General features: G+C 64.4%; 20 protein-coding genes. 9 read left to right on the forward strand and 11 right to left on the reverse strand.

Features of this window, described 5'->3' with window-relative positions; all coding sequences use genetic code 11:
• Positions 1-15: 15 nt before the first annotated feature.
• Positions 16-789: a trans-aconitate 2-methyltransferase gene (gene tam, locus FVF58_RS13315; protein WP_149670355.1), complete on the forward strand. Its 774-nt coding sequence runs from the start codon at positions 16-18 to the stop codon at positions 787-789.
• Positions 790-960: 171 nt separating this feature from the next.
• Positions 961-1326 carry a hypothetical protein gene (locus tag FVF58_RS13320; protein WP_149670356.1) on the forward strand — a complete coding sequence of 122 codons (366 nt, stop codon included), beginning with the start codon at positions 961-963 and terminating at the stop codon, positions 1324-1326.
• 29 nt (positions 1327-1355) lie between these two features.
• Here FVF58_RS13320 and FVF58_RS13325 read toward each other — a convergent pair whose 3' ends face one another.
• The 3 genes from FVF58_RS13325 to FVF58_RS13335 all read right to left on the reverse strand — a co-directional run bounded on the left by FVF58_RS13325 (position 1356) and on the right by FVF58_RS13335 (position 5369).
• Entirely contained in the window at positions 1356-2570 is a 1215-nt protein-coding gene (locus FVF58_RS13325; protein ID WP_149670357.1) for a porin, read from the reverse strand.
• A 57-nt stretch (positions 2571-2627) separates the two neighbouring features.
• Positions 2628-4079 carry an APC family permease gene (locus FVF58_RS13330; protein ID WP_188130810.1) on the reverse strand — a complete coding sequence of 484 codons (1452 nt, stop codon included), beginning with the start codon at positions 4077-4079 and terminating at the stop codon, positions 2628-2630.
• A gap of 294 nt (positions 4080-4373) precedes the next feature.
• Positions 4374-5369 carry an AraC family transcriptional regulator gene (locus FVF58_RS13335; RefSeq protein WP_149670358.1) on the reverse strand — a complete coding sequence of 332 codons (996 nt, stop codon included), beginning with the start codon at positions 5367-5369 and terminating at the stop codon, positions 4374-4376.
• Between the two features lie 156 nt (positions 5370-5525).
• Here FVF58_RS13335 and FVF58_RS13340 point away from each other — a divergent pair, with 156 nt between their 5' ends.
• From FVF58_RS13340 to styD, 3 genes are read left to right on the forward strand one after another with little or no spacing between them, the layout of a single operon-like run.
• Positions 5526-7511, forward strand: coding sequence for a primary-amine oxidase (locus FVF58_RS13340; protein ID WP_149670359.1), 1986 nt, complete (start codon positions 5526-5528; stop codon positions 7509-7511).
• A gap of 25 nt (positions 7512-7536) precedes the next feature.
• Complete coding sequence (locus FVF58_RS13345) at positions 7537-8523, forward strand: hypothetical protein (RefSeq protein WP_149670360.1); 987 nt, start codon at positions 7537-7539, stop codon at positions 8521-8523.
• A gap of 44 nt (positions 8524-8567) precedes the next feature.
• A complete protein-coding gene (styD, locus tag FVF58_RS13350) occupies positions 8568-10046 on the forward strand; it encodes a phenylacetaldehyde dehydrogenase StyD (protein ID WP_149670361.1) in 1479 nt (492 codons plus the stop codon).
• 114 nt (positions 10047-10160) lie between these two features.
• Here the strand turns inward: styD and FVF58_RS13355 are convergent, their stop codons facing one another.
• The 6 genes from FVF58_RS13355 to nirB form a co-directional block, all read right to left on the reverse strand.
• A complete protein-coding gene (locus FVF58_RS13355) occupies positions 10161-10526 on the reverse strand; it encodes an ArsR/SmtB family transcription factor (RefSeq protein ID WP_149670362.1) in 366 nt (121 codons plus the stop codon).
• Positions 10510-10971 carry an SRPBCC family protein gene (locus FVF58_RS13360; protein ID WP_149670363.1) on the reverse strand — a complete coding sequence of 154 codons (462 nt, stop codon included), beginning with the start codon at positions 10969-10971 and terminating at the stop codon, positions 10510-10512. The genes FVF58_RS13355 and FVF58_RS13360 overlap by 17 nt, the downstream gene beginning before the upstream one ends.
• Before the next feature lie 296 nt (positions 10972-11267).
• Positions 11268-12635, reverse strand: coding sequence for an MFS transporter (locus tag FVF58_RS13365; protein WP_149670364.1), 1368 nt, complete (start codon positions 12633-12635; stop codon positions 11268-11270).
• A gap of 195 nt (positions 12636-12830) precedes the next feature.
• Positions 12831-17015 carry a bifunctional nitrate reductase/sulfite reductase flavoprotein subunit alpha gene (locus FVF58_RS13370; RefSeq protein ID WP_149670365.1) on the reverse strand — a complete coding sequence of 1395 codons (4185 nt, stop codon included), beginning with the start codon at positions 17013-17015 and terminating at the stop codon, positions 12831-12833.
• Positions 17016-17058: 43 nt separating this feature from the next.
• Positions 17059-17409 carry a nitrite reductase small subunit NirD gene (nirD, locus tag FVF58_RS13375; RefSeq protein WP_149670366.1) on the reverse strand — a complete coding sequence of 117 codons (351 nt, stop codon included), beginning with the start codon at positions 17407-17409 and terminating at the stop codon, positions 17059-17061.
• Positions 17410-17476: 67 nt separating this feature from the next.
• Positions 17477-20017, reverse strand: coding sequence for a nitrite reductase large subunit NirB (gene nirB / locus FVF58_RS13380; protein WP_149670367.1), 2541 nt, complete (start codon positions 20015-20017; stop codon positions 17477-17479).
• Positions 20018-20676: 659 nt separating this feature from the next.
• On the opposite strand from nirB, the gene cobA reads away from it, so the two are divergent.
• On the forward strand, positions 20677-21492 hold the full coding sequence (gene cobA, locus FVF58_RS13385; RefSeq protein ID WP_149670368.1) for a uroporphyrinogen-III C-methyltransferase: 816 nt from the start codon (positions 20677-20679) through the stop codon (positions 21490-21492).
• Between the two features lie 429 nt (positions 21493-21921).
• Positions 21922-22302, forward strand: a complete 381-nt coding sequence (locus tag FVF58_RS13390) for a response regulator (protein ID WP_149670369.1) — start codon at positions 21922-21924, stop codon at positions 22300-22302.
• A gap of 95 nt (positions 22303-22397) precedes the next feature.
• Here the strand turns inward: FVF58_RS13390 and FVF58_RS13395 are convergent, their stop codons facing one another.
• Positions 22398-23279, reverse strand: coding sequence for an MOSC domain-containing protein (locus FVF58_RS13395; protein ID WP_149670370.1), 882 nt, complete (start codon positions 23277-23279; stop codon positions 22398-22400).
• 97 nt (positions 23280-23376) lie between these two features.
• Positions 23377-24144, reverse strand: a complete 768-nt coding sequence (gene glcC, locus FVF58_RS13400; protein ID WP_149670371.1) for a transcriptional regulator GlcC — start codon at positions 24142-24144, stop codon at positions 23377-23379.
• A gap of 245 nt (positions 24145-24389) precedes the next feature.
• On the opposite strand from glcC, the gene glcD reads away from it, so the two are divergent.
• The gene (glcD, locus tag FVF58_RS13405) at positions 24390-25889 is read left to right on the forward strand and encodes a glycolate oxidase subunit GlcD (RefSeq protein WP_149670372.1); all 1500 of its coding nucleotides are present in this window, start codon (positions 24390-24392) and stop codon (positions 25887-25889) included.
• Positions 25889-26956 carry a glycolate oxidase subunit GlcE gene (glcE, locus tag FVF58_RS13410; protein WP_149670373.1) on the forward strand — a complete coding sequence of 356 codons (1068 nt, stop codon included), beginning with the start codon at positions 25889-25891 and terminating at the stop codon, positions 26954-26956. The genes glcD and glcE overlap by 1 nt, the downstream gene beginning before the upstream one ends.

Here is a 26956-nt window from a genome sequence, read left to right on the forward strand (position 1 = left end):
ACAAGGAGCAATCAGATGACAGCGACGACGGATTGGCAGGCGAAACAGTACGTGCTGTTCGAAAACGAGCGCACGCGCCCGGTCAGGGATCTGCTGGCGGCGGTGCCGGCCACGGACGTGCGGATCGCCGTGGACCTCGGCTGCGGCCCCGGCAATTCCACCGAAACGCTCGCGGCGCACGCGTCGGGCGCGGCGATCAGCGGGCTGGACAATTCCACCGACATGATCGCCGCGGCCCGTCGACGCCTGCCGCAATGCCAGTTTGACATCGGCGACATTGCGACGTGGAACGCCGCCGGACCGTACGACCTGATCCTCGCAAACGCGGTGATGCAATGGGTGCCTGACCACGAGCGGCTGTTTCCGTCGCTCGTGACAAAACTCGCGCCGGGCGGCAGCCTCGCCGTGCAGATGCCCGACAACCTGGATGAACCCGCGCACCGTCTGCTACGCGAGGTCGCGGCGCACGGCCCGTGGGCGCATCAGCTCGAAGGCGTCGAGCGGACCATGCGCCACGGCGCCGGCTGGTATTACGGCTTGCTCAAGCCGCTGTGCGCGCGGGTCGACGTGTGGCGCACCGTCTACCATCACCCGCTCGCGGGCGCCGACGCGGTGGTCGAATGGTTCAAGGGCAGCGCGCTGCGGCCGTTTCTCGCGAAGCTCGACGCGGCCGAACAATCGGCCTTTCTGCAGTGCTATCGCGACGAAATCGCTGCCGCCTATCCGGCACTTGACGACGGCACGGTGTTGCTGCCGTTTCCGCGGCTTTTCATCGTCGCCACACGGTAGCCGCGCTAGCGGACCGCCACGCTGCGTGCTCGTCCGCGACGCTTGCGGGCCAAGAGTGCGCCAGGGTACGTAGGTAATTGCCGCGCTTGAATTTTGCGTGATATTGTTACTGAAAGCGGAGGATGGCGGCCCGCCGTCCTCACCGGGCAATTTACAGCAGCGAGCGTCGCCATGAGTGATGTACGCCAACATCTGAGTCCACGGGACCGTTTGGAGCTGTTGTGCTGGCTCACATGCGGAAGCCTTGGTGCCTATTATCTGAATGAGGACTGGCCCGACGCGGCGTTCCACGTGCAGGCCGCGCACAAGTGGCTCGACCGCCGCGCGCGCGAAGCCGACTGGCTGAGCATCGCGAAGCTGTCGGCCACGGCGGTCCAGATCGCGCAGCGGCACGCCCGCTTCGTCGATACCGACTGGGCGCGCGACGCGGTCGAAGAAATCCTCGATACCGATGAACTCGACCCGCAAGCACGACTGCTCCAGCAGGTGCTCGCGGATTGCCAGAACGCGCTGGCGGATCGGCGCCTCGCGGATTGAGATTAGATGATTTTCCGGCTGCGGCACGCTCAGAAGTTGTGCCGCAACCCCACGATCACCGAGAGCTGCTTGTCCGAGTCCGAATTCACGATATTCGGAATCTGCGCAAGATTCTCCGTCGCGCCGGTCGACGGATTGATCGCGAGCCCCGCGCCCGACGACTTCTGCCCGATCGCCACCGCGTACACCGCCGTGCGCTTCGACAAGCTGTACACCGCCCCCAGATTCACCTGATGCACGCGCGTCGACGAACTGCCCGACGGTTTTGCGTCGTTGAAGATATAAGCGAAGCCTAGCTGCAAATCCGGCGCAAGCGCGTAAGTGGTGTTCAGCTCGGCGATGTCGAACGAAATATCCGCGCCGTCGGGCCGCGTCGCACTCGCGAAGTACTGGCTCTGCGACAGCCGCGTATGCGTGTAGGTCAGCCCCACGCTCGCCTTGCCGAACGCATACGATCCCCCTGCCCCGAAAATCCGCACCTTGCTCGCGTTCTGCAACTGGCAATACAACGCACCCGGGTTCGCGCAGCTGAAGTCGCCGATATAACCGTTGGCGCCGCCCAATGCCGCGTCGAACGGCTGGTTCAACTCCAGATACCCGGCGCTCAGCGACAACGGCCCTTGCGCGTAATTCGCGGCGAGCGACCATCCCTTGTTGCGCGAAAAATCGCCCGCGACGCCGCCGAGACTGAACAGTCCGCCGACCGTGAAGCCGCCGAAACTCGGGCTGATGTACTTGATCGAGTTGTTGAAGTTGAACGCTTCGTTCAGGTTGTCGACGTCGCCGAAATGCGAACCGTACAGCGTCGCCCAGTTGTTGCTCGACACATACGCGCCGAGGAAATCGGAGAACGGGTCGTATTGACGGCCGAAAGTCAACGCACCATAACTGCTGTTGTTCAAACCGACCCACGCATTGCGGCTGAACAGCGTGTTCGATTGCAGCATCGCGCCATTGCCGATCAGAAAGCTGTTTTCCAACGTGAAGTTCACCGTGGTGCCGCCGCCGATGTCTTCGGCGCCCATCAAGCCCCAGCGCGACGGCACCAAATTGCCGCCCGCCAGCTGGTAGTTCGCGTGCCCGTTGGTGCTGCCGTCGGCGAGCGTGGTCTGCTGGTTGTTCGTGTAGACGAGGCCGGCGTCGACCGTGCCATAGAGCGCGACCGAAGATTGCGCGTGTGCGCCCATCGCGAGGCCGAACGCGGCCAGCGCAAGCGCCGAGCGCTTGACGAATTTGTCTGCCATTTGTTTTATTGCCGGAAAGTGAGGTGGGCTGTTTCGAGCGCGGAGTGCGCGAATGGCTTACTGGCCGAAACGTGCGTAGATGTCCGGACGCTTCTTGCGCAGCACGAGACCGATCAGCACGCCGATCAACGCCACGGCGAACACGATCCACGGGAACGACTTGACGATCGGACTATCGGAGCCGCTGAGCGCGTCGAGATTGCGCACCAGAATCGCGCCGATGTACAAGAGGCCAAGCCCGCCGACCAACGGCGCGATCAACGAGTGCCATACGCGCGTGTCCTTGCGCGTCTTGCGGAAGAATGCGATTACCGAAAAACTCGTCACTGCCTGCAGCATCACGACACCGATCGTGCCGAGCGCCGAACTCCAGCTGAACACGATGTTGAACACGTCGCTGCCCGCTGCGATGAAGAGCCCGAGCAGCACGCACACCGACAGCGTTTGCAGATAGCTCGCCACGTACGGCGAACGGTACTTGTCATGCACGCGATTGAGCACTTGCGGCAGGATGCCCTCCATGCTGAGCGCGTGGATGTAACGCACCAGCGTGTTATGAAACGACAGCAGACTCGCGAAAATACTGCTGAGGAGCAGGAAGCTCATCACCGTCGTCACCGCGCTACCCAAGTACTTGCCGGACTGAATGAACCAGAAATCGCCGGGCTGTTTGGTGGCGACGTCGACCACGTCGGCGAGACCGTAGGCGCAGACGATCGTCCACGTGATGAACGCGAAGAACACCAGGATCATCAGCACCGACACGTATGTCGCGCGCGGTACGGTCACTTTCGGATCGCGGCATTCCTTGCCGTAGATCGCGGTGGCCTCGAAACCGATGAACGACGCAAACGCGAACATCACTGCAATGCCGAGGTGGCCGCTGAAAACATGTTGCGGCGAGAACGGCGCGAGCGTCAGGCCGTTGGGGCCGCCGCCATGAATCACGATCGCGATGGCGAGCAGCAACAGGATGCACAGTTCGAGACACATCAGCACGCCGAGCAGGCGGCTATTCAGATCGATGCCGCGAATGCCGGTGAATTGCACGACCGCCACGCAGATCAGTGAATACCCGTACCAGGGCAACGCTGTATGCAGAAGCGGTGACAGGATCACCGTGCAGAAGAATCCGAACAGCCCGTACAGCGCGATCTGGATGAAGGTGTACGACATCAGCGCGACGAGCGCGCCGGCCATGCCCAACGGCCGTCCGAGACCGGCGGTGATGTACGCGTAGAACGCGCCGGCGCGCACCACGTGGCGGCTCATCGACGCAAAGCCCACGCTGAAAATCAGCAGCACTACGCCGGCTATCACGAACGCGCCGGGAATGCCCGCGCCATTGCCGAGGCTGATTGCGGGTGGCACCGCGCCCAGCATGCCGGTGAGCGGCGCCGCTGCGGAAATCACGAGAAACACGATCTGCCACAAGCCCAGCGTATTGCCCTTCAACTCCACGGGGTTCTCCGCGTCGACCAGATTGGTCGGCGAATAGGGTTCATTCATCGCTGCCTCTATGTTATTGGCTAGTCTGAAACTCGCCAGAACCCTTTCACTCCCAGGTCATGGCGCTCGCTTGACCGACGTCAAATGCTTCGGGCTGAGCGCATGTTAGGTAGCTAAAAAATAAAACGACTTCGCGAACCGCGCCAAATTTTCGATAAAGCGCGCCAATGCGGCGCGAACCTCGAACTCGCTGGTTTGCATGAAATGCTTAGGAAGCCGGAATGGTTTCATTCCGACGTGAGCCTTATTGCGCGGGGCTTTCGGAATGAAAGGTATTGGACCGCAATCGTGCGATTATTTTTTCCAGTTGCGCGTGGCGCGCCACAACACTGTCGCGTCGGCATAACCGACCGCGCGCGCGATCGCCGCATTGGTGAGCCCGTCGCGTTCGAGCAGCCCTTCGACACTGCGTTGCCGCTCCTCGCGCAGGATCTGCCGGACGGACGTGCCCTCTTGCGCGAGATGCCGTTGCAACGAGCGATGCGACAGACCGAGGTCTTTCGCGATGTCGGCGACGATCAGCTTTTCATGCGCGAGGCGCCGCGCAATCAGATCGCGAACCTGCTCGACGATGCTGTGCGGCACCGCATCGCTCGCGATCAGATCGGTCGCGTGGCGCTCCATCATGCGCGCCATTTGCGTGTCGGCGCTTTTGAGCGACGCGTCGAGATCTTGCGGACGCAGGATCACGCCGTTGAAAGGTTGCTGAAATCGCACCGGTACGCGAAAGATCCGCGCATACGGTTTGAGATCCGCCGGTGCGGCGTGCTCGAAATGCACTTCGACCGGATTCCATGCCGCACCGCGCACGAGCCGGATCATGTTGCACATCGTAGACAGGCTGTATTCCGCATCCTGGCGGCGCGGCCAGATTTGCGCGCTGGTGATCCGGTAAGTCCAGATCGGCCATTCTTCGTCGCGCAGCAATTCGCAGCTCGTGCTGCTTTGCCACGACGCCAGTGCGAGCGAGAACTTGCGCATCGCCGAATTCAGCGTTGGCGACGAAAGAAACACCAGACCCGCCGGTCCGAGTTCCGTCAATTGCAATTCGCTGCCCAGGCGCAAGCCTAGCGACGCTTCGCCAAGCAATTCGGCCGCACGCTCGAATGCCGCCACATAACGCGTGAGCGGCAGGATTTCATAGGGATTGGACAGCAGCCGCCGGCTCATGCCGAAGGCTTCCAGCAGCGAGTCGCAATCCGCCCCCGATTGATCGAGTGCACGCACGACCGGTCCCATCACCGCCGCGCGAATCATCGGGAAACTGCCATTGAGCGTGACTTTTTTCATGTTGAGCGTCTCCTCTCCAGTCTGCGCTGTCGTGTTGCCCGAGTCATTTCATCTGGCGCACTTTATCGCCCAATTGGCGCGATAAGCAAGCGCGAAAATATTATTGGGTTCCTACGATTTGCCATCGACTCTAGCAAACGTCCTTACGGAAACCTTATGAATACGAATGCCACGAAAGCTGCTCACGCCACCATTCATCCGCTCGATCCGCTGAGTGGCGAAGAAATGCAGCTTGCCTGCGATCTCGTGAAGGCCGCTGAAAAACTCGATTCGCATGCCCGCTTTCCGATGGTCGAATTGCGCGAGCCGCCGAAAGCCGAAGTGGTGGCGTTCAAGACGGGTTCGTATTTTTCGCGCACGGCCTTCGTACTGGCGATCGACCGTTCGAATGGCGCGACGATCGAGTTCGACGTGGACCTGAGAGAGAAACGCATCGCGTCACGCCGTGTGCTGCCGTTCGATCAGGCGCCTTACGGCCAGCCGCCGATCATGATCGACGACTTCATGAACGCCGAGCAGATCGTCAAGAACGACGAAGCATGGCGCGTGGCCGTGATGAAGCGCGGCCTCAGCGAGCGGGATCTGGAGCGCGTGCAGATCGATCCGTTCTCGGCCGGCTGTTTCGATCGCGACAACGAAAACGGCCGCCGCCTCGTGCGTTGCGTGAGCTACTACCGCGAGACCCTGACCGACAACGGCTACGCGCATCCGATCGAAGGCGTGCTCGCGGTGGTCGATCTGCTCGAAAAGAAAGTGATCGAACTGATCGACGACGGCCGCATCATTCCGATTCCGCGCGCCAAGCACAACTATGACACGCCGAGCCTCGGCGAGCCGCGCAGCACGCTCAAGCCGCTGTCGATCAATCAGCCCGATGGCCCGAGCTTCAAGATCGATGGCTGGCACGTGAGCTGGCAGAACTGGAATTTCCGCGTCGGCTTCACGCCGCGCGAAGGGCTCGTGCTGCATCAGCTGTCGTGGGACGACGGCAAGAGCGCGCGGCCGATCATCTACCGGGCGAGCGTCACGGAAATGTGCGTGCCCTACTCCGACCCGACCACCAACCACTACTGGAAAAGCGCATTCGATGCCGGCGAATACGGTCTCGGCAAACTCGCGAACCAGCTCGAACTCGGTTGCGATTGCCTCGGCACGATCCGCTATTTCGACATTCCGTCCGCCGACGATTTCGGCAATGCGTTCGTGATGAAGAACGCCGTGTGCATGCACGAAGAGGATTACGGCACGCTGTGGAAGCACTATGAATTCCGCACCGGCGTGTTCGAAATGCGCCGCTCGCGCCGGCTCGTGATTTCGTTCTTCGCGACGGTCGGCAATTACGACTACGGCTTCTACTGGTATCTGTATCAGGACGGCACGATCCAGCTCGAATGCAAGCTGACCGGCATCGTGCAAACCTCGGCGGTGGCCGATGGCGATACGTATCCGTGGGGCGGCATGATCACGGAGAACCTGGGCGGCCCGACCCATCAGCACTTCTTCAACGCGCGGATGCACATGATGGTCGACGGCGAGCGCAACACCGTCACGGAGCACGAATTCGTGCCGCGTCCGATGGGCGATACGAATCCGTACGGCAACGTGTTCGATACGACGAAGCGCGTGTTGAAGACGGAAAGCGAAGCCGCACGGCTCGCGAACGGCAGCACGGGACGCTACTGGAAAGTGAGCAACCCGAACGTGAAGAACGCAGTCGGTGCGAATCCGGGCTACAAGCTGGTCGTCAACGATTCGCCGCTGATGCTGGCCGACGAGCGTTCGAAGGTCCGTCAACGCGGCGGCTTCGCGACGCGTCACGTGTGGGTCACGCCGTTCGATCCGGCTGAGCGCTATGCGAGCGGCGACTACCCGAACCAGCACTCGGGCGGCGACGGCTTGCCGCGCTACATCGAAGCGAACCGCAACATCGAGAATCAGGACCTCGTGCTGTGGCACAGCTTCGGTCACACGCACGTGTGCAAGCCCGAGGACTTCCCGGTGATGCCGGTGGAATACGCCGGTTTCATGCTGAAGCCGAACAACTTCTTCTCGGGCAACCCGACGATGGATCTGCCGGCCGAGCGCGATCTGAACAGCGTCGAAGATGGCAAGTCCGCGGACCATGGCTGCTGCAAGCACTGATCCGGCGATGCGCGGCGCGCAGCGCATGAGCACGAGCACGAGCACGGCGGCGAGCGTTCTTGCCGCGTGCGCGGCAGGCTCCGCCTGCGCGCTTATTGCTAGCGGCGGCGCCGCGCTATCGATGCGGGCCGGCCTCGGCCAGCACGCCAGCGCGCTGTGGATGAGTGCGCTGGCGCTGGCGGCGATGATGGGCGTGCCGCTCCTGATGGCGCGCCCGGCGAGCCGGCACACGACGCTCGCGAGCGCTGCCACGCTGATCGTGACGATGAGCGCGATGAACGCATTGCCCGCGTATCTGAATGGAATGCAGCAAGGCGGCGTCGTGGCTGCATTGATGATCGCGGCCGGCGGCATGCTCCTGTATTACTGGCGGCATGTGTGTGCTTCGGCCGCCAACACGCGTCGCCATGCGGACATGCCGATCGAAGCGACTCGCCCTGTGGGCGCGGCCGCCCTGCTCGCGTTGTTCGCGGGACTTTCGAGCGGCACGCTCGCGCGCTTCCAGTTGTACGCGCTGTGCGGTTCGAACGGCGCGCAACCGTGCTGGCAGATCGCGCTGTCGTTGATCGCGGTCTGCGCGTTGGCCTTGCTCGTCGACCGTTCGCGCAACAACAACAGCATGCTGACGACTTTGTACATCGCGCGCGCTGCGTTGATCGGCGCACTCGCGACGCTGGACGATCCCGCGCTTGCCCCACTCGCGGCCAAGTTTTTTCTGCTGCTCGACTGCGTGACGATTCCGGCGCTCGCGACGCTACGCGGAAGCTCTCAGCGCGTATTGAGCGCGAGTTGCCCCGGCATCGCGCATCACCTCGGCATGGTGACAGGCGCGGCGCTCTCGACCACCCCCTACTTTTTCAACGACGGATTCGTCGTGCTGTTCGCACTAAGCGCGGCGGCGAACCTGATATGCGCGGCGTCGCTAGCCACCCATTGGCGCGCGAGGAAAACGCCGCATCCCGTCGCGCAGATTTACCACCGCTTTCACCGTCCGGCCCACTCTTCCAGCTAGCCCCGCGCCGGTCTCACCCCAACACTCAACGGAGACGAAACACCATGAGCGAACACCACCTCGCAACGGCGCTGCCGCAGGCCATGTTCATCAACGGCGAGAAAACCCGCAGCGCCGCGGGCAAAACCTTTCCCGTGTATAACCCGGCCACGTCGGAAGAACTCGCGCAAATTCCCGACGCGTCGGAGTCGGACGTCGATCATGCAGTGAGAACATCGAAGGCTGCTTTCGAATCCGACGCGTGGCGCAGAATGCCGCCGGCCGCCCGCGAGCGTTTGCTGCTCAAGCTGGCCGACCTCGTCGAACAGCACACCGACGAACTCGCGACGCTGGAAACGCTGAACCAGGGCAAGCTGATCGGCTTCTCGAAGATGCTCGAAGTGGCGGGCAGCGTGCAGTGGTTGCGCTACATGGCCGGCTGGGCCACCAAAGTCGAAGGGACCACTTTCGATCTGTCGATTCCGTTTCCGCCGGGCACGCGCTACAACGCGTCGACGCGGCGTGTGCCGGCCGGCGTGGTCGCCGCGATCGTGCCGTGGAATTTCCCGCTGCTGATGGCGGTGTGGAAGATCGCACCCGCGCTCGCGTGCGGCTGCACCGTGGTGCTCAAGCCCGCCGAAGAAACGCCGTTGACCGCGATCCGTCTCGCCGAACTCGCGCATCAGGCAGGCTTCCCGGCCGGCGTATTCAACGTGATCACCGGCCGTGGCAAGACTGCCGGCGCGGCGCTGGTCAAGCATCCGTTGGTGAACAAGGTCACCTTCACGGGATCGACCGAAGTGGGCCGCATCATCGGCCGTCAATGCGCCGAAGATCTGAAGCGCGCGTCGCTGGAACTCGGCGGCAAGAGCCCGGTGATCGTGCTGGACGACTGCGACCCGCGCAAGGCGATCGAAGGCGCTGCTGGCGCGATTTTCTTCAATCACGGCCAGGTTTGCACGGCGGGTTCGCGTCTCTATGTCGCGCGCTCGATCTACGATGAAGTCGTGCAAGGCATCGCCGCCGTGGCCGACAGCATCGCGCTCGGCTCGGGCTTCGATGCGGCGACGCAGATGGGACCGATGGTCTCCGCGCGGCATCGCGACAAGGTCGTCGGCATGATCGCGCAAGGCGGCCAGGAAGGCGGTGAGATCCTGTCGCGCGAGGCGCGCGTGGACGGCGACGGCTACTTCGTGCGTCCTACCGTGATTGCCAACCGCGCTTGCAAACCGCTGACGGTGGTCAAGGAAGAGGTGTTCGGTCCGGTGCTCGTCGCGATGCCTTACGACGACCTGGATGAAGTGCTGGCGCTCGCGAACGCGTCCGAATACGGGCTCGGCGCGAGCGTGTGGACGAACCAGCTCGACAAGGCGCTGCGTCTCGTCGATGGGATCGAAGCGGGCACGGTGTGGGTCAACACGCACAACATGGTGGACCCGGCGATGCCGTTCGGCGGCTTCAAGGCATCGGGAATCGGCCGCGAACATGGGAAGGCGATCATCGACGCTTATACGGAAAGCAAGTCGGTGTGTATCGCGTATTGATGGATTGACGATCAGTTGCACCTGAGCGGGGCTGGCGCGTTGGCAGGCGCCGCCCCCGCTGTGTTCAATCGACTATAGCGCGCACGTCTCACTCGAACGTATACAACGCGTCGCTCACTCCTCCACCATCGCCTTCAACCTCGACAACGCCTGATCCCACTGCTGCGAGATCGCATCGAGCGCACGGCGCGCCTCGTCGACGTGGGCCGGCTCGAACGCCCACAAGCGCTCGCGCCCCACCTTCACGTCGCGCACGAGCCCCGCGTTCGCGAGCACCTGCAGATGCTGAGTCACCGACTGCCGCGTCATCGCCGTGCCCGCGGTCAACTGCGCGATCGACATCGCGCTGCCCGCGCACAACACCGCGATCAGGCGCAGCCGCGTCTCGTCGCCGAGCGCCGCGAAAACAGGTGCGGCGTTTCGCAGCACTGACGCCTTCAGACTCGCGCTTGCCGACGCCGCTCTAACCCTTGGCGACATGCTGTTCGATATTGACCAGTTGATGTTCCCACCCGCCGGTGTTCATGCGGAACGCTTCGTCGCGGCGCGCGGCGGGGATCTGGTCGAAACCCGATTCGACGACGCGCAGCAAGGTGCCCCCGTCGACCTCGGTCAGCTCGAACTCGACCAGCGTGGTCGGCTCAGGCGAGTAGTCAACCGACGCATCGATCGCGGCTGGATGCCAACGCCACGACATATGATGCTCGGGCTCGACGCGCTCGATCAGCAGGTCGATGACGAGATGCTCATAGCCGGGATAGGTCAGATTGCCTTGCACGGTTTTGCCGGCGATGAACTGCTTGCCGGTCAGATTCATGCCGAACCATTTGCCGAATTCCTCGGCACTGGACAACGCGCGCCAGACCCGCGAGCGCGGCGCTTTGAGCAGAATCTGCTTTTCGATGCGATCGGTCGATGAGTTCATATGCAGCCTCCTGACTGCATATTAGAAACGCTGTTCACAATATGCAAGTATTTGCCTGCGTATTTTCATAACGGCTTTTCGTAGGATCGGTCATGGCTCGTCGTGCTCGCTCGACTCCCGGTGAAGTCCGCGTTCGGCGCAGTCATGCGCGCGAACTGCGCGCCGCGCAGCGCTGTCGACTCGCGTCCACGCACTGCGGCGGCGCCCGCGTCCGCGCCCTTGCCCGCTCGCAGGCCCGCGTCCGTCGTGAGCCCACGCGCTTTCAGGTGCGGCCGTATCGCGCCGGTCGCGTGACATCACTCGGTCGCGTGCGCGTGCATCACGCCGGCATGCATCGACCACGCCATCCACGGACGGCGCAGCGCGACGATCGCGACGAACGCGCAGGCGGCCAGCGCGCCGAACGTCGCAAAGCCCATCTGATAGCTGCCCGTGCTTTCCTTAGCGATGCCCATCACGACCGGCAGATAGAAACCGCCAATGCCGCCCGCCGCGCCGACGATGCCCGACATCAGACCCGTGCGGCCCGCCCAACGATGCGGCACCAGTTGGAAGGTCGCGCCGTTGCCGAGACCGAAGGCCACGTACAGGCACAACAGCAGCGCAATGCCGCCCACGATCGAAGGCATCGCGGCAGCGAACACGAAGTCGCACAGTGAGATGATCGCGAGCAGCACAGTCAGTGCGCGCACGCCGGACACCTTGTCGGCGATCAGGCCGCCGAGCGGGCGCACCATCGCGCCGGTTGCGGCGAGCAGCGCCATGAACAGACCCGCGTCGATTTTCGAAAGCTGATAGAGGTTGGTGAGCAGCAGCGAAACATACGACGACATCCCGACGAAACCACCGAACGTGATGCTATAGACCAGCATGATCACCCAGGTGTCGCGCTCACCGAGCACCGAGCGATAACGCTTGGGCAGCACCGCGATCGCCAGCAGCGCGCCAATCACCGGCAACAGCAGCACGCCAGTCTTACCCGACCCGAACAGGCCCGCTTCGACCAGCAGCACGAGCACGATCAAACCGGCCAGCGTCACCGCGAAGCTGCCGAATGCGCGCAGCACGCTGCCCGACTTCACACCTGAGTCGTTGGCCCAGAAATACAGCGTGATCGCGGCGATCGCGAGCAACGGCAGTGCACCGCCGGCGGCCATTTGCCAACCGTAGTGCGTCGCCAGTTGCGGGAACAGAAAACCGTCGAGCACCGCGCCGATATTGCCGGCCGCGGCAAGACCCAGCACCAGGCCCTGCACTTTCGGCGGATAGTTGCTGCCGGCCATCGGCAGCGCCACCGCGAAGCTCGCACCGCCGACGCCGAGGAACACGCCGAGCACCAGCAGCATTTCGTACGACGGCACGGACTGCAACAGCGGCAGCACGATGGTCGGCACCGCCGACAGCAACACGCCCATCAACGCAATGCGCTTGCCATGCGCCGACTGATACAGATTGCCGAGCGTCACGCGCAGAATCGCCGCCGACAGCACCGGCACCGCGACCAGCAAACCTTGTTGCGCGGGCGTCATCGCAATGCTCTTGCTGATGAACGGCGCGAGCGGTCCATACAGCACCCATACGGTAAAGCCGGTGTCGAAATAGAGGAAACACGCCACCAGTGCGCGCCAGTCACCGCTCTTAAGGGAGCTCATCACGTTTTTCATCAGATATCCTCACAAAGCTGATTTCTCGACCATCCAGCGTTGGCACTGCGCCATGCACCAGTCAGCCACGATGTTGAAAGCCGATCAGAACATGCAACCTCCATGCCATCCGGCTCCGTTTTTCAAAACTTCACTGCGTACTCTTTGAACCCTTGCAATCGTGGATGCACGAGTTGCGTTGGCGCGCCTCGCCGCTCAATACACGTCGCGGGCATAGCGCTTTTCGCGCGACAGACGGCTCACGTATTCGGCGGCCTTTTCATTGCTCAAGCCGCCGTGCGTGGCGATCACATCCTTGAGCGCCGTGTCGACATCGCGCGCCATCCGGTTCGCGTCGCCGCACACATAGAAATGCGCACCTTCTTCGAGCCATGACCACAGTTGCGCACCTTGTTCGCGCATGCGGTCCTGCACATAAATCTTGTCGGCCTGGTCACGCGAGAACGCAACGTCGAGCCGGGTCAGGAAGCCGCTGTCGCGCATCGCTTCGAGTTCGTCGCGGTAGTAGAAATCGGTGGCCGCATGCTGTTCGCCGAAGAACAGCCAGTTGCGTCCGCGGTCGCCGCGCGCCTGCCGTTCGTGCAGAAAGCTGCGAAACGGTGCAATGCCGGTGCCGGGGCCGACCATGATCATCGGCGTGTCGGCATGATGAGGAGGACGAAAGTGTGCGGACTTCTGCACGAACACGGGCACATTGGCCTCGTTCGCCCGGTCGGCGAGAAACGTCGACGACACGCCTTTACGATGACGCCGGCCGTTGCTGTATCGCACGGCCGCCACCGTCAGATGCACTTCGCCAGGGTGCGCTTTCGGGCTCGACGCGATCGAATACAGGCGCGGCTGCAGACGCTTGAGCATGCCGGTCAGTTCGGTGGCCGTGAGGCGTACCGGAAATTCGTGCAGCACGTCGGCGAGTTGCTGGCCCCACAGCCATTGCTTCAGGTCGCCCTTGCGCTCGGGCGTCAGCAGATCGCGCAGCCCGCCGTTGCTGCTGCGCGCGGCGATGAACGCGAGCGCGTCCGCGCCAGGCCGCGCGATCTCGTAGTGTTTGCCGAGGGCATCGGCCAGACGCACGTCGCCCGCGCCCGCCACATGCACCGGCTCGTCCGCGCTCAGGCCGCTCAAACCGATCAGTTCATCGACCAGTTCGGGGCAGTTGCTCGGCCATACGCCGAGCGCGTCGCCCGCTTCGTATTCGAGGCCCGAGTCGCCGGTGTTCAGCGAGAAGTAACGCGTGTCCTTTGCCGCGCCCTGGCGGTTCAGGCGCAGATTGCTGACGAGCCGCGAAGCGGCCGGGCGCGCCTTGGTCGGCACCGCACCCGGCACCACCGCGTTGATCATGCCGCCCGGCGGCACCGCATGCAGCGCCGCGTCTTCTTCGTTGATGCGCACGATGACGCGTTCGAGCCACGCGTCGGCGCTCTCCTGGTACTCGCCGTCGCAATCGACACGATCCATCAGACGCAGCGCGCCTTGTGCGGCGAGACGCTCGTCGAGGCGGCGGCCGTGCCCGCAGAACTGATCGTAGTTGCGATCGCCGAGCGCGAGCACCGCGAAGCGCACGCCTTCGAGACGCGGCGCCTCGTCGGCCCTCAACTGCGTCCAGAAGCTTTGCGCGTTGTCGGGCGGATCGCCGTCGCCGAACGTGCTCGTCATCAGCAACACGTATTGCGATTTGGCGAGCGACGAGATCTGATAGTCCTCCATGCACGAGGTGCGAATTTCGAAGCGCGACTCCATCAGACGCGTGGCATAACGCTCGGTGAGCGATTCGGTGTTGCCCGTTTGCGAGGCCCACAGCAGCGTCACCTTCGGACGCACGCGCACGATGCGCACGCCGGAAGCTTGCGCCGTGTCGGCCTGCGCACCCGGAAGCGCAGCGGCGGCGGCCACGCCCGCGATGCTCGCGCTGCGGCTATACAGTCCGGCGAGCAGACCGTCCACGTGCAAACGGCTCGCCGTATCGAACGGTGCGCTGCGCGGCAGAACCGGCACGCTGTCGAGACCCTGCGCTTCGGCCGAACGCAAACCACTGACGAAGCCCGCCAGATACGCGCGCTCGGCGTCGGTGAGCGACGGCGCGGGCGTGGGCGGCAATTGCAAAAGGCTGGTGAGTGCTTCGATACGGGGCATGTCCTGATCCTTGACGCTGGGGGTAACGACAACCTCAACGGCGGGCACTTCGTCATGGCCGTGCTCAAGCGGCTCAAGCGGTTCGACGGCGTCGACTGTCACCGGACTCAGCGCGGCCGCGCAGAACTTCAGTTCGGGCTGCTGGGAGACCGGGTCGATCGCGTCGCTCGTCACCGCGTTGATGCACAGGTCGTCGCCGAACACATCGTTCCAGTGCATCGGCGCAAAACAGTTGCCGGCGCTCACGCGCTCGGTGACGACAGCGGGCAGCACCGCGCGGCCACGGCGCGAACGGATCTCGACCGCGTCGTGCGCCTTGATGCCGAGGGTGGCGGCGTCTTCGGGATGAATCTCGACGAACGGTCCGGGGTTCAGCTTGTTGAGCATCGCGACCTTGCCGGTCTTGGTCATGGTGTGCCATTGATGCTGCAAGCGGCCGGTGTTCAGCACGATCGGGAATTCGCGATCGGGCAATTCAGCCGGGGCCGCATACGCGCGGGCAAAGAACATCGCCTTGCCGCTCGCGGTCGGAAACACGAGGCGTGGACGGCTGCCGTCGGGCAGTTCCTTCAGCGTCTGGCTCACGCCGTCGTTCAGATAGCGAACCGGATTGCGGTCGGCTGAACCGGCTCCCGCGAGCGGCCATTGCAGCGGCGTGTCCTTCAGCCGGCGATGGCTTGCGCCGCGCAGGTCGTAGCCGGTTTTCGGATTCGACGCGCGCGTGATTTCGGCGAACACTTCTTCGGCGCTCGCATAGCTGAATGCATGCGCGAAGCCCATTTCGCAGGCGACCCGCGCGATGATCTGCCAGTCCGGCAACGCGGCGCCCGGCGGTTCGATGCCCTTTTGCATCAGCGTGAGATTGCGCTCGGAGTTGATCATCACGCCTTCCGCTTCGGCCCACAGCGCGCCGGGAAGCAGCACGTCGGCGTAGCGGTTGGTCTCGGTGTCGAGGAACGCGTCCTGCGCGATCACGAGTTCCGCCGCGCGCAAACCGGCAATCGCGTTCTGGCGGTTGGCGACGCTCGCCACCGGATTCGTGCAGATGATCCAGCACGCCTTGATCTCACCGGCGGCCATGCGCGAGAACATGTCGATGGTGCCGTTGCCAACTTCGGTCTTCAGCGTGCCCGGCGCAATGCCCCACAGGTCTTCGATAAACGCGCGGTCCGTGTCGACCAGCACCGAACGCTGGCCCGGCAAGCCCGGACCCATGTAGCCCATTTCGCGGCCGCCCATCGCATTGGGCTGGCCGGTCAGCGAAAACGGCCCGCTGCCGCGCCGGCAGATCTTGCCGGTCGCCAGATGCAGATTGCAGATCGCGTTGGTGTGCCACGTGCCGTGCGTGCTCTGATTCAGGCCCATGGTCCAGCAGCTGATCCACTCCTTCGCGCTGCCGATCATCTGCGCGGCGCGGCGGATGTCATCGGCGGCGAGGCCGGTGATCTCGGCGACGCGCTCCGGTGTGTAGTCCGCGAGAAACGCCGGCATCGCGTCCCACCCTTCGGTGGCCTCGGCGATGAAAGCGGCATCCGTATGGCCGTTTTCGTGCAGCAGATGCAGCAGGCCGTTGAGCAGCGCGAGATCGGTGCCCGGCTTGATCTGCATGAACAGGTCGGCCTTTTCCGCGGTCGCGTTGCGGCGCGGATCGACGACGATCAGCTTCGCGCCCGCCTTCACGCGGTCCATCATCCGCAGGAACAGAATCGGATGACAGTCGGCCATGTTCGCGCCGATCACGAAGAACAGGTCGGCATGATCGATGTCTTCGTACGATCCCGGCGGGCCGTCCGCGCCGAGCGAGAGCTTGTAGCCGCTGCCCGCGCTCGCCATGCACAGGCGCGAATTCGACTCGATGTTGTTGGTGCCAACGAAGCCCTTCGCGAGCTTGTTGACGAGGTACTGCGCCTCGATCGACATCTGGCCGGACACGTAGAACGACAACGCGTCCGGTCCATGTTCGTCGAGCAGGCCGCGCAGACGCGCGGCGGTGGTGCTGATCGCCTGCGCCATCGGCAGCGGCACCGGGTCTTCGTCGCGTGCATGGCGCACGTACGCGCTTTCCAGACGGCCGGATTTGCGCAACGCGACATGCGCGGACTGCCCCTTCGTGCACAGCCGCCCGAAGTTGGACGGATGCTCCTTGTCGCCGGCAATCTTCACGACCTGGCCGTCCTCGACGTGCAGCACCATTCCGCAGCCAACGCCGCAGTAGGGGCACACGGTTTTTACGCTAGTGGAGGACATAAGGGGCGTCGTGGTTGGCAAGAGGTTTCAGGAATTCAACGGCTCACACCGCGACCCACACGTGACCGTCTTCGACACGCGTCTCGAACGCTCCGACCGAATACGACGGGGTCTCCAGACATTCGCCGGTGCGCAGATCGAAGTGATGCTTGTAGATCGGCGACGCAACCACCACGCGTTCGCCGAGGCTGCCGATCAGTCCGCGCGAGAGCACGGCCGCCTGCGAGCCCGGATCGAAGTTTTCAATCGCGTACACGATGTTGTCGTTGCCATCGTTCACATGGAATACCGCCACCTGTTCGCCGTTGACCAGTGCGCACACGCCGGTGTTCGGCACGATGTCGTCGAGCGGGCAGATGGCCGTCCAGGGGCGTGGCAGGCGATCGTTGTTCATGGCAGTAGTCCTCGCAAGGTGAGCAATGAATGGAGCAATGGGTAACGCATCCAGGCGATGCAGAAAATCAGACCGTCTCGACGACGACCGGAATCGCCGCGATCCTCGAATGCCGCTCGGCAGGCGTCGCGGGTCGGATCTGCCCGCGTTCCTCGACGAAGCGCACGTTGCTGTCGGACTCGCCGCTGTTGACGAAATGACGGAAGCGCTTGCGCGTTTCGGGATCGGTGACGGCCTTCTTCCATTCGCACTCGTAGGTGTCGATCACGTGCTGCATTTCCGTTTCGAGTTCGGCGGCCACGTTCAGGTGATCGTTGACCACCACGTCGATCAGGTACGCCAGACCGCCTTCGAGGTTGTCGCGCCACACGCTGGTGCGTTGCAGACGGTCGGCGGTGCGCACATAGAACATCAGGAAACGGTCGATGTAGCGGATCAGCGTGTCCTTATCGAGGTCCGAGGCGAGCAGTTCGGCATGGCGCGGCTTCATGCCGCCGTTGCCGCACACATAGAGGTTCCAGCCCTTCTCGGTTGCGATCACGCCGACGTCCTTGCCCTGCGCTTCCGCGCATTCGCGCGTGCAGCCCGACACGCCGAACTTGATCTTGTGCGGCGTGCGCAAACCCTTGTAGCGGTTCTCGAGTTCGACCGCGAGGCCCACCGAATCGCCGACGCCGTAGCGGCACCACGTCGAACCGACGCACGACTTCACGGTGCGCAACGACTTGCCGTACGCGTGACCGGATTCGAAGCCGGCCGCGATTAGCTCTTCCCAGATCGACGGCAGTTGCTCGACGCGCGCCCCGAACAGGTCGACCCGCTGACCGCCGGTGATCTTCGTATAGAGGCCGTATTTCTTTGCGATCTGGCCGACCGCGATCAGGCCGTCGGGCGTCACTTCGCCGCCCGCCATGCGCGGCACGACCGAATAGGTACCGTCGCGCTGGATGTTGGCGAGGTAGTAATCGTTGGTGTCCTGCAAGGACGCATGCTCTTTCTTCAGCACGAATTCGTTCCAGCACGACGCCAGAATGCTCGCCACCGCCGGCTTACAGATTTCGCAGCCGAGTCCGTGGCCGTGTTTCGCGAGCAGTTCGCCGAAGCTGCGCACGCCTTCGACGCGCACGATGTGATACAGCTCCTGGCGCGAATACGCGAAGTGCTCGCAGACGTGGTTATTGACCGCGAGGCCCTGCTTCTTCATCTCGGCCTTCATGACCTGAGTGACGAGCGGCACGCAACCGCCGCACGAGGTGCCGGCGCTGGTCGCGCATTTGAGCGCGCCGATGTCGGTGGCGCCCGCGCCCACGGCCGCGCACAGATCACCCTTCGACACGTTGTTGCACGAGCAGATCTGCGCGGCGGCGGGCAGCGCTTCGACACCGAGCGCGGGTTTTGCGCTGCCGTCCGCTTGCGGCAGGATCAGGAATTCCGGCGCTTCCGGCAGTTCGATACGGTTGAGCATCATCTGTAATAGCGTGCCGTATTCGCTCGCATCGCCGACCATCACGCCGCCGAGCAGATACTTGCCGCACTCGGACACCACCAGCTTCTTGTAGACCCGCTTGCGTTCGTCGCTGAACTGGTACGCGCGGCTGCCCGGCGTGTTGCCATGCGCGTCGCCGATGCTCGCCACGTCGACGCCCATCAGCTTGAGCTTGGTGCTCATGTCGGCGCCGGCGAATTGCGCCACGTCGCCGAGCAGTTGCTTCGCCACCGCGCGCGCCATGTCGTAACCGGGCGCGACGAGCCCGAACAGCTGGCCGTTCCACAGCGCGCATTCGCCGATCGCGTAGATGTGCGGATCGCTGGTGCGGCACGCGTCGTCGATCACGATGCCGCCGCGCGCGCCCAGCGTCAGACCGCATGCGCGCGCGAGGTCGTCGCGCGGACGGATGCCGGCGGAGAACACGATCATGTCGGTATCGAGGTGGCTGCCGTCCGCGAACTGCATGCGGTGCGTGCCCGCTTCGCCGTCGACGATCGCCGTGGTGTTCTTCTGCGTGTGCACCGTCACGCCCAGTTCTTCGATCTTCGTGCGCAGCACGCGGCCACCGCCGTCGTCCACCTGCACGGCCATCAGGCGCGGGGCGAATTCGACCACGTGTGTTTGCAGGCCCAGGTCGCGCAAGGCCTTTGCGCATTCGAGACCGAGCAGGCCGCCGCCGACCACCGTGCCCGTTTTCGAGCGCGCGCCGCATTCCTGCATAGCTTCGAGATCGTCGATGGTTCGGTACACGAAGCAATCGGCGCGCTCGCGCCCCGGCACCGGCGGCACGAACGGATAGGAACCGGTCGCGAACACCAGCTTGTCGTATGGCAGTGTTTCGCCGCTTTCCAGCGTCACGGTGCGCGCGTCGCGGTCGACCGCGACGGCCTTCGCGTTCAGCTTGAGTTGCACGTTCTGGCGCTCGAAGAAGCCCGGCGCGACGAGCGACAGGTCGTCCGCCGTCTTGCCCGCGAAGAATTCGGACAGATGCACGCGATCGTAGGCCGGCCGCGATTCCTCGCACAGCACCGTGATGTCCAGGCCGTGCGCGGCATCTTGCGCGAGGCTCTCGACCAGTTTGTGGCCGACCATCCCGTGACCGATAACGATGATTTTCATGAGCGCGGTGTCCTCGATGTGCTTGGGCTTCGGGCGTCGCCGTCTGGTGTGTGGCGAAGCGGTTCCGGAAATAAAAACGGCGTCCCGCGAACCCAGTCGATGACTGAATTCGGGGGACGCCGTTGTCCTGAGCTTGGTACTGCGGCGAGCACTTTGTGTTGCACTCGCGGCGGATCCACGTTGATCCGCTCGCAACGTTTAATGCAAAGCCTGTGCCAAGCTTGCGAAATGCGCGCTACAAGGCCGTCGCGCGGGGCTTTGCGGTTAATCGGCCAAGCTCTCGGCGGGCGCCGCGCGCGGTGCGTTTCGATGCGGCCAGGCACATGGATGGTGCGACGCAGCACCTTGCGCGTGCGAGACATGGGCACGCGCAAGGTGCGCTGACCATGCTCATTTCGCGCGGCGCGTGAGGTTTGGAGCGGAATCGGGCGCACATCGCAGATGGCTGGCGTAGTACTTGCATTAATCGACGCGAAGTCATCAACGCAACGTCGCCGCGATGACAGGACGAGGCACGTCGTCGTGCCTCGTCCCGCTCGAACAGGTTTTGAAAACAGATCGCAGCAACGGACAACGGCGTCCCCTCGTGAGCATCACGAGCGGACGCTTTTTTATTTGGCGCAATGCAAGCAGCCAGCAACACCGATAAGGACACCGTGATGAACAAGAACATCGGCAAGGTCACGTTACTCAGCGCCGGTCCGGGCGATCTCGACCTGCTCACGCTCAAGGCCGCCAAAGCGCTCGCGGCCGCGGATGTCGTGCTGCTCGACGACCTTGCGAATCCCGACATCGTGACGCTCGCGCCGCAAGCCCGCGTGATCCGCGTCGGCAAGCGCGGCGGCTGCCGCTCGACGCCGCAAGCGTTCATCGAACGCCTGATGCGGCGTTATGCGCTCAAGGGCTTGCACGTGGTGCGGGTGAAAGGCGGCGAGGCGCTGCTGTTCGGCCGCGCCGGCGAAGAACTCGCGGTGTTGCGCGAGGCCGGCATCGCGGTGGAGATCGTCAACGGCATCTCGTCGGGTTTCGCGGCCGCCGCGGGGCTCGGCATTTCGCTGACGCATCGGCGCCATTGTCATGGCGTGAGCTTCGTCACCGCGCACACCGAGGATCACGGCGAGCCGGACTGGGCCGCGCTCGCCGCAACTCGCACCACACTGGCGATCTATATGGGAATGCGGCGCATCGAGAGGATTGCCGGCGCGTTGCTCGAAAGCCTGCCGGGCGACACGCCGGCCGCGCTGGTGCAATGGGCGGGCGGGATCAACGAGCGGCGGTTGCTCACACGTCTCGATCGGCTTGCCGCCGACGCGACCGACGCGGGCTTCGACAGTCCGGCGGTGATTCTGGTGGGCAGCGCGATCGGCGAAAGTGTCGAGCGCATGTGGGGCGAGGAGGACGGCCAGCGTACTGCGGCCGCTGCCATGCATGTGGACGAAGCAGTCGCCCGCGAAGCGATCGCTTATGCCGCGTGATGAGGCTCTGTCGCTTCGACGCTAAGAAACATTTTGTTTTGACAGGCAAGCGGCGCGGCCAAATACAAGCCCCTCTGCCCGAATGATGACAGGCATCGCGCAGAGATTACCGATAGTGTTGCCGTCGGGAAAAATGATCGGCGCGGGAATATAGCGGTGCAGCGCGTAAATTCGCGCGACGTGACCACCGTGACAGCCCGGGATGTTTGCATGACGTCGGATCGCGCGCTCTGCGCGCAACCGGCACCCTGCGCCGATGCGCTATATCCGCTCCGCTATGACGGGCGCGGTCCGCAGCAGGGCAATCGTGCGACAGGAAAACCGTGCCGGGGCGGCCAGAAAACCGCGCTTTCACTGCGTGAAGGCGGCGGCACATCCAGCGGGACTTCAAATTGCTCGATAAATAGCAACCCACCTCGGAGACGCCGGATGCTCACCCACCCTGCCGCCCGCCTGCTGATCGCCGACGACGACGCGGACCTGCTCGCCGCCTACGCGCTCTACTTCAGCGCGCACGGCTTCGACATCCGCACCGCGCGCGACGGACTCGCCGCGCTCGCCGAGTACTACGCGTGGCACCCGTCGGCCGCGTTGCTCGATGTGGAGATGCCACGTCTGGACGGCCGCGCGGTGGCGCGGCGCATCCGCTGCGTGGCCGACAGGCCCGCGCCGACACTGGTCGCGGTCAGCGGCCTCGAACGCGCGGAAGAGGAAAGCGAGTCGTTGCGCGCGGGCTTCAACCATCATTTCGTCAAGCCGGCGCCGATGCCGGTGATTCTCGCGGCGCTGACCGGACGCATCCGGCATTAGACGGGGCCGCGCTCAAGGCGCGCGGACTCGCTCGTCCAACGAGGGTCCAACCAGGGACCCAGCTTCCCGGTTGCAAAAGACAGGCACCGGTCGAATCAATCCCCGAAACCCAGTTCCGCTTCAACCGTCTGCCCGACCCGCAGCCATGCTCCGGCGCCGCTCGCGACCAGCGCATTCGTGCCAAATGTGAGTGCGCCATTGAGTTGCTGCTTGGCCCGATAAACGCTCATCGTGTCGGTCGGTTCATTCGGCCACTCGGGATCGGGCGCGCCTTTCGCCTGATCGATGGTCGGCATCGGGCAACGCGAGCATAGCTTGACGAGCCGCAGTTGCACGCGTGGCTGCGCGTGCGCGTCGCCGTCGATGCTGAGCATTTCCACATAGTCCTCTTCGAATGCGTCGAGCCCGCTCAGCACGACATTGGGGCGAAACCGGTCGATCGGAATCGACGGCGCGCCTTTGCTGTTCAATCGCGCGTTCAGATCGTCGAGCGAAGCCTGGCCGGCCACCAGCACCGGGAAGCCGTCGGCGAACAGCGTGGAGGCGCCGCCGGTGCTGCTGGTGTAGTCCGGATCGACGATCCGCGCGTGCTCGGGGTTGAAACGCAGGAGCCGCGCCGGCATGCCGAGAAACGTCGAGAACCAGGCAGCGGTTTCTTCGCCGGTGTCGATGCCGTAGGCCGCGTCGCGCCACACCGAGGTCTGCACCTTGCGTGCGCCGTCGAGTCGCGCAGCGTCGAGCGGCGTGCGCAACTCGCTCATGCCGGGTGCGCGGAGCACCAGCTCTTGTGCGCCAAGCTCGACCTTGATCAGCGCCATGCGCGGATACGCGCGCTGCGTGAACATCGCGCCGTCCGGATCGGTGACCATCCAGCTGCGATCATATTCGAGGCCGGTTGCGAGCAGCCGCGCTTCGCGCAGCGCGATGCCCGCGCAGGATTTGACCGGATAGACGAACAGTTCGCTGATGGTAGGCATGGTGGTGTGGGCGCGTGGCGCGCTCGAATGTAGGCACGAGGCCCGATTGTAAAGCGGACTGATAACGCCCACTACCGGGACGCACTACCCGTACCCACTACTCCCACCCTTCCAGCCTCAGCGTGGCGCGCACGAGCCGCTGCTCTTCCTGTTCGATTTCCCGTAGATTCGCGCATACGCTCGCGATGTGATCGGCCGCCGCCTTGCGCGCCTGTTCGGGCAGTTTGCCGGTGACCGCGTTATAGAGCCGCGCATGCTGACGATCGATCACGCGCTTTTGCGGCTCGCGGTGATAGAGATTGTTGACCGACGCGAACACGGAACTCAGCAGCAGATCAGTCAGCGAACTCAGCGTATGCACCAGCACGGGGTTATGCGAGGCCTCGCAGATCGCCAGATGAAACGCGTGATCGAGTCGCGCGTGCGTCGACGCGCTCGTCTCCTTGCCGTGCGCCGCGAGCATTTCCTCGTAGCGGCGCGTGATCAGCACGAAGTCGGCGGCCGTGCCGCGCAACGCCGCGAGCCGTGCGGATTCGGCCTCCAGCAGCGCGCGCACTTCGAACAGGTCGTAAAGCGTGCGCGGCTGCGAACCGAGCAGATGCATCAGCGGCGAGAGCGTGGGCGGCGCGGTGAGGCTCGCGACGAACGAGCCCCTGCCATGCGAAGTCTCGATGATGCCGCGCGCCCGCAACAGCTTCAGCCCTTCACGCAGCGCGGTGCGCGACACGCCGAGCTTGTCGGTGAGGCGCCGCTCGGACGGCAGCGCCTGCCCGGTTTTCAGCACGCCGTCGACGATCAGCCGCTCGATCCGCTCGGCGACCACGTCCGCGACCTGCCGGGGGTTGTCCAGATCCGCTGTCTGCATCGTTCATTCCAACTGGTGTGACCAGTTTGGAATGCTAGCACGTAGCGTCGAATGATGCGCCATATAAACCCTATGCACTATGCCGCTGGCGGTAACCAGTCACAAAACGCCTGCTGAAAAACTGGTACGACCACTTGTCGCAGCCATCGACAGCCGCGCGCCCAGCCGTAACAATCCCGCCAGAGCCATGTTCGCGCACCCGTGCCCACGGGCATTTCCGCCCGCGCGACGCCAGGAGACCCCCTATGAGTTATCACTACGACGAGACCATCGACGGCCCGCTCGCGACGCACGACAAAGCCACGGTCGTAGCGCAGTTGCAGGCGTTGATCCCCGGCTTGCAACTGCTGCACGAGCAGGAAGACCTGCGGCCGTTCGAATGCGACGGCCTCGCCGCCTATCGCGCGACGCCGATGCTGGTCGCGCTGCCCGACAAGGTCGAACAGGTCGAGGCACTGCTGAAATACGCGAATGGGCACAAGATTCCCGTGGTCGCACGGGGTGCGGGCACCGGGCTGTCGGGCGGCGCACTGCCGCTCGAGAAAGGCATCCTGCTGGTGATGGCGCGCTTCAACCGGATTCTCGACATCGACCCCGAAGCCTGCACCGCGCGCGTGCAACCCGGCGTGCGCAACCTCGCGATTTCGCAGGCCGCCGCGCCGCACGGTCTGTACTACGCGCCGGACCCGTCGTCGCAGATCGCCTGCTCGATCGGCGGCAACGTCGCGGAGAACGCGGGCGGCGTGCATTGCCTGAAGTACGGGCTGACCGTCAACAACATCCTCAAGCTCGAGATCCTCACCATCGACGGCGAGCGCATCACGCTCGGCTCGGATGCGCTCGACGCGCCCGGCTTCGATTACCTCGCGCTGTTCACCGGCTCGGAAGGCATGCTCGGCATCGTCACCGAAGTCACGGTGAAGCTGCTCACGAAGCCGCCAGTCGCGAAGGTGCTGCTCGCCTGTTTCGACGACGTCGAGCAGGCCGGCGCGGCGGTCGCGCGGATCATCGGCGCGGGCGTGATTCCGGGCGGCCTCGAAATGATGGACAACCTCGCGATCCGCGCGGCGGAAGACTTCGTCCACGCGGGCTATCCGGTCGATGCCGCGGCGATCCTGCTGTGCGAAGTCGACGGCGTCGAAAGCGACGTGCAGGAAGACGTCGAGCGTGTCGAAGCGCTGCTGCGGGCGGCGGGCGCAACCGAGATCCGCGTCGCGCGAGACGAGGCCGAACGCCAGCGCTTCTGGGCCGGCCGCAAGAATGCGTTCGGCGCGGTGGGCCGTATCTCGCCCGACTACTACTGCATGGACGGCACGATTCCGCGCCGCGAATTGCCGCGCGTGCTCAAGGGCATCGAAGCGCTGTCGAACGAATACGGGCTGAAGGTAGCCAACGTGTTTCATGCCGGCGACGGCAACATGCATCCGCTGATCCTGTTCGACGCGAACGCGCCAGGCGAGGCCGAGCGCGCCGAAGCGCTCGGCGCACGCATCCTCGAACTGTGCGTGGCGGTGGGCGGCAGCATCACCGGCGAGCATGGCGTGGGCCGCGAAAAGATCAATCAGATGTGCGCGCAATTCAACAGCGACGAGCTGACGTTCTTCCACGCGCTGAAGGCCGCGTTCGACCCCAGCGGCCTGCTCAATCCCGGCAAGAACGTGCCGACCTTGCACCGTTGCGCCGAATTCGGCTCGATGCATGTCCACCACGGCGCTTTGCCCTTTCCCGAACTGGAGCGTTTCTGATGCGCATCGAACCCGTCTCGATGGACGACAGCGAGCGGCTCGTCGCCGAAGTCTCACAAGCACTCGCGAGCGGCACGCCGCTGGCGATTCGCGGTGGCAACAGCAAGGCGTTTCTGGGCCGCGCGGTGCAAGGCGCGCTGCTCGACACGCGCTCGCATCGCGGCGTGGTCAGCTACGACCCGACCGAACTCGTGATTACCGCGCGCGCCGGCACGCCGCTCGCGGAGCTGAACGCCACGCTCGACGCCGCCGGGCAGATGCTGCCGTGCGAGCCGCCGGCCTTCGGCGGTGCGGCCACCGTCGGCGGCATGGTGGCGGTTGGGCTCGCCGGACCACGCCGGCCGTGGTCCGGCTCGGTGCGCGATCTGGTGCTCGGCTGCCGCGTGATCACGGGCCACGCGAAGCATCTGCGCTTCGGCGGCGAGGTGATGAAGAACGTGGCCGGCTATGACGTGTCGCGCTTGCTCGCGGGCAGCTTCGGCTGCCTCGGGCTGATCACGGAAGTGTCGCTGAAGGTGCTGCCCAAACCGCGCGCAACCGCCTGCCTGTCGCTCGAACTCGACGCGGACGAAGCGCTGCGCGAACTGTCGGCATGGCGTCGCGCGGTGCTGCCGGTGAGCGCCGCGTGTCACGTCGACGGCCGTCTGCATGTGCGGCTCGAAGGCGGCGCGGGATCGGTGGCGTCGGCGCTGGAGCGGATCGGCGGCGAGCAGTTGGAGCCGTGCTTCTGGGACGACCTGCGCGAGCACCGTCTGGCGTTTTTCGACGACCCGCGCCGGCTGTGGCGTCTGTCGCTGCCGAACGCGTCGCCGCTGCTCGACTTGCCAGGCGCCACGCTGCTCGATTGGGGCGGCGCGCAACGCTGGCTGAAAAGCGATGCGCCGGCCGCGACGCCGCGCCAGATCGCGCACGCGGCGGGCGGCCACGCGACCTCCTTCACGCCGCACCCGGACGCCGAACCGTTCACGCCGCTGCCGCCCGCGTTGCTGCGCTTTCACCGGCAACTGAAGCAGCAGCTCGATCCGCGCGGCCTCTTCAATCCCGGCCGCCTGTACGCCGGGCTATGA

The organism is Paraburkholderia panacisoli, from assembly GCF_008369935.1.
Taxonomy (GTDB): domain Bacteria; phylum Pseudomonadota; class Gammaproteobacteria; order Burkholderiales; family Burkholderiaceae; genus Paraburkholderia; species Paraburkholderia panacisoli.

Bases quoted from the DNA above. Each gene is read 5' to 3' on its own strand.
- tam (WP_149670355.1), top strand. From the start codon at position 16: ATGACAGCGACGACGGATTGGCAGGCGAAACAGTACGTGCTGTTCGAA.
- FVF58_RS13320 (WP_149670356.1), top strand. From the start codon at position 961: ATGAGTGATGTACGCCAACATCTGAGTCCACGGGACCGTTTGGAGCTG.
- FVF58_RS13325 (WP_149670357.1), bottom strand. From the start codon at position 2,570: ATGGCAGACAAATTCGTCAAGCGCTCGGCGCTTGCGCTGGCCGCGTTC.
- FVF58_RS13330 (WP_188130810.1), bottom strand. From the start codon at position 4,079: ATGAATGAACCCTATTCGCCGACCAATCTGGTCGACGCGGAGAACCCC.
- FVF58_RS13335 (WP_149670358.1), bottom strand. From the start codon at position 5,369: ATGAAAAAAGTCACGCTCAATGGCAGTTTCCCGATGATTCGCGCGGCG.
- FVF58_RS13340 (WP_149670359.1), top strand. From the start codon at position 5,526: ATGAATACGAATGCCACGAAAGCTGCTCACGCCACCATTCATCCGCTC.
- FVF58_RS13345 (WP_149670360.1), top strand. From the start codon at position 7,537: ATGAGCACGAGCACGAGCACGGCGGCGAGCGTTCTTGCCGCGTGCGCG.
- styD (WP_149670361.1), top strand. From the start codon at position 8,568: ATGAGCGAACACCACCTCGCAACGGCGCTGCCGCAGGCCATGTTCATC.
- FVF58_RS13355 (WP_149670362.1), bottom strand. From the start codon at position 10,526: ATGTCGCCAAGGGTTAGAGCGGCGTCGGCAAGCGCGAGTCTGAAGGCG.
- FVF58_RS13360 (WP_149670363.1), bottom strand. From the start codon at position 10,971: ATGAACTCATCGACCGATCGCATCGAAAAGCAGATTCTGCTCAAAGCG.
- FVF58_RS13365 (WP_149670364.1), bottom strand. From the start codon at position 12,635: ATGAAAAACGTGATGAGCTCCCTTAAGAGCGGTGACTGGCGCGCACTG.
- FVF58_RS13370 (WP_149670365.1), bottom strand. From the start codon at position 17,015: ATGTCCTCCACTAGCGTAAAAACCGTGTGCCCCTACTGCGGCGTTGGC.
- nirD (WP_149670366.1), bottom strand. From the start codon at position 17,409: ATGAACAACGATCGCCTGCCACGCCCCTGGACGGCCATCTGCCCGCTC.
- nirB (WP_149670367.1), bottom strand. From the start codon at position 20,017: ATGAAAATCATCGTTATCGGTCACGGGATGGTCGGCCACAAACTGGTC.
- cobA (WP_149670368.1), top strand. From the start codon at position 20,677: ATGAACAAGAACATCGGCAAGGTCACGTTACTCAGCGCCGGTCCGGGC.
- FVF58_RS13390 (WP_149670369.1), top strand. From the start codon at position 21,922: ATGCTCACCCACCCTGCCGCCCGCCTGCTGATCGCCGACGACGACGCG.
- FVF58_RS13395 (WP_149670370.1), bottom strand. From the start codon at position 23,279: ATGCCTACCATCAGCGAACTGTTCGTCTATCCGGTCAAATCCTGCGCG.
- glcC (WP_149670371.1), bottom strand. From the start codon at position 24,144: ATGCAGACAGCGGATCTGGACAACCCCCGGCAGGTCGCGGACGTGGTC.
- glcD (WP_149670372.1), top strand. From the start codon at position 24,390: ATGAGTTATCACTACGACGAGACCATCGACGGCCCGCTCGCGACGCAC.
- glcE (WP_149670373.1), top strand. From the start codon at position 25,889: ATGCGCATCGAACCCGTCTCGATGGACGACAGCGAGCGGCTCGTCGCC.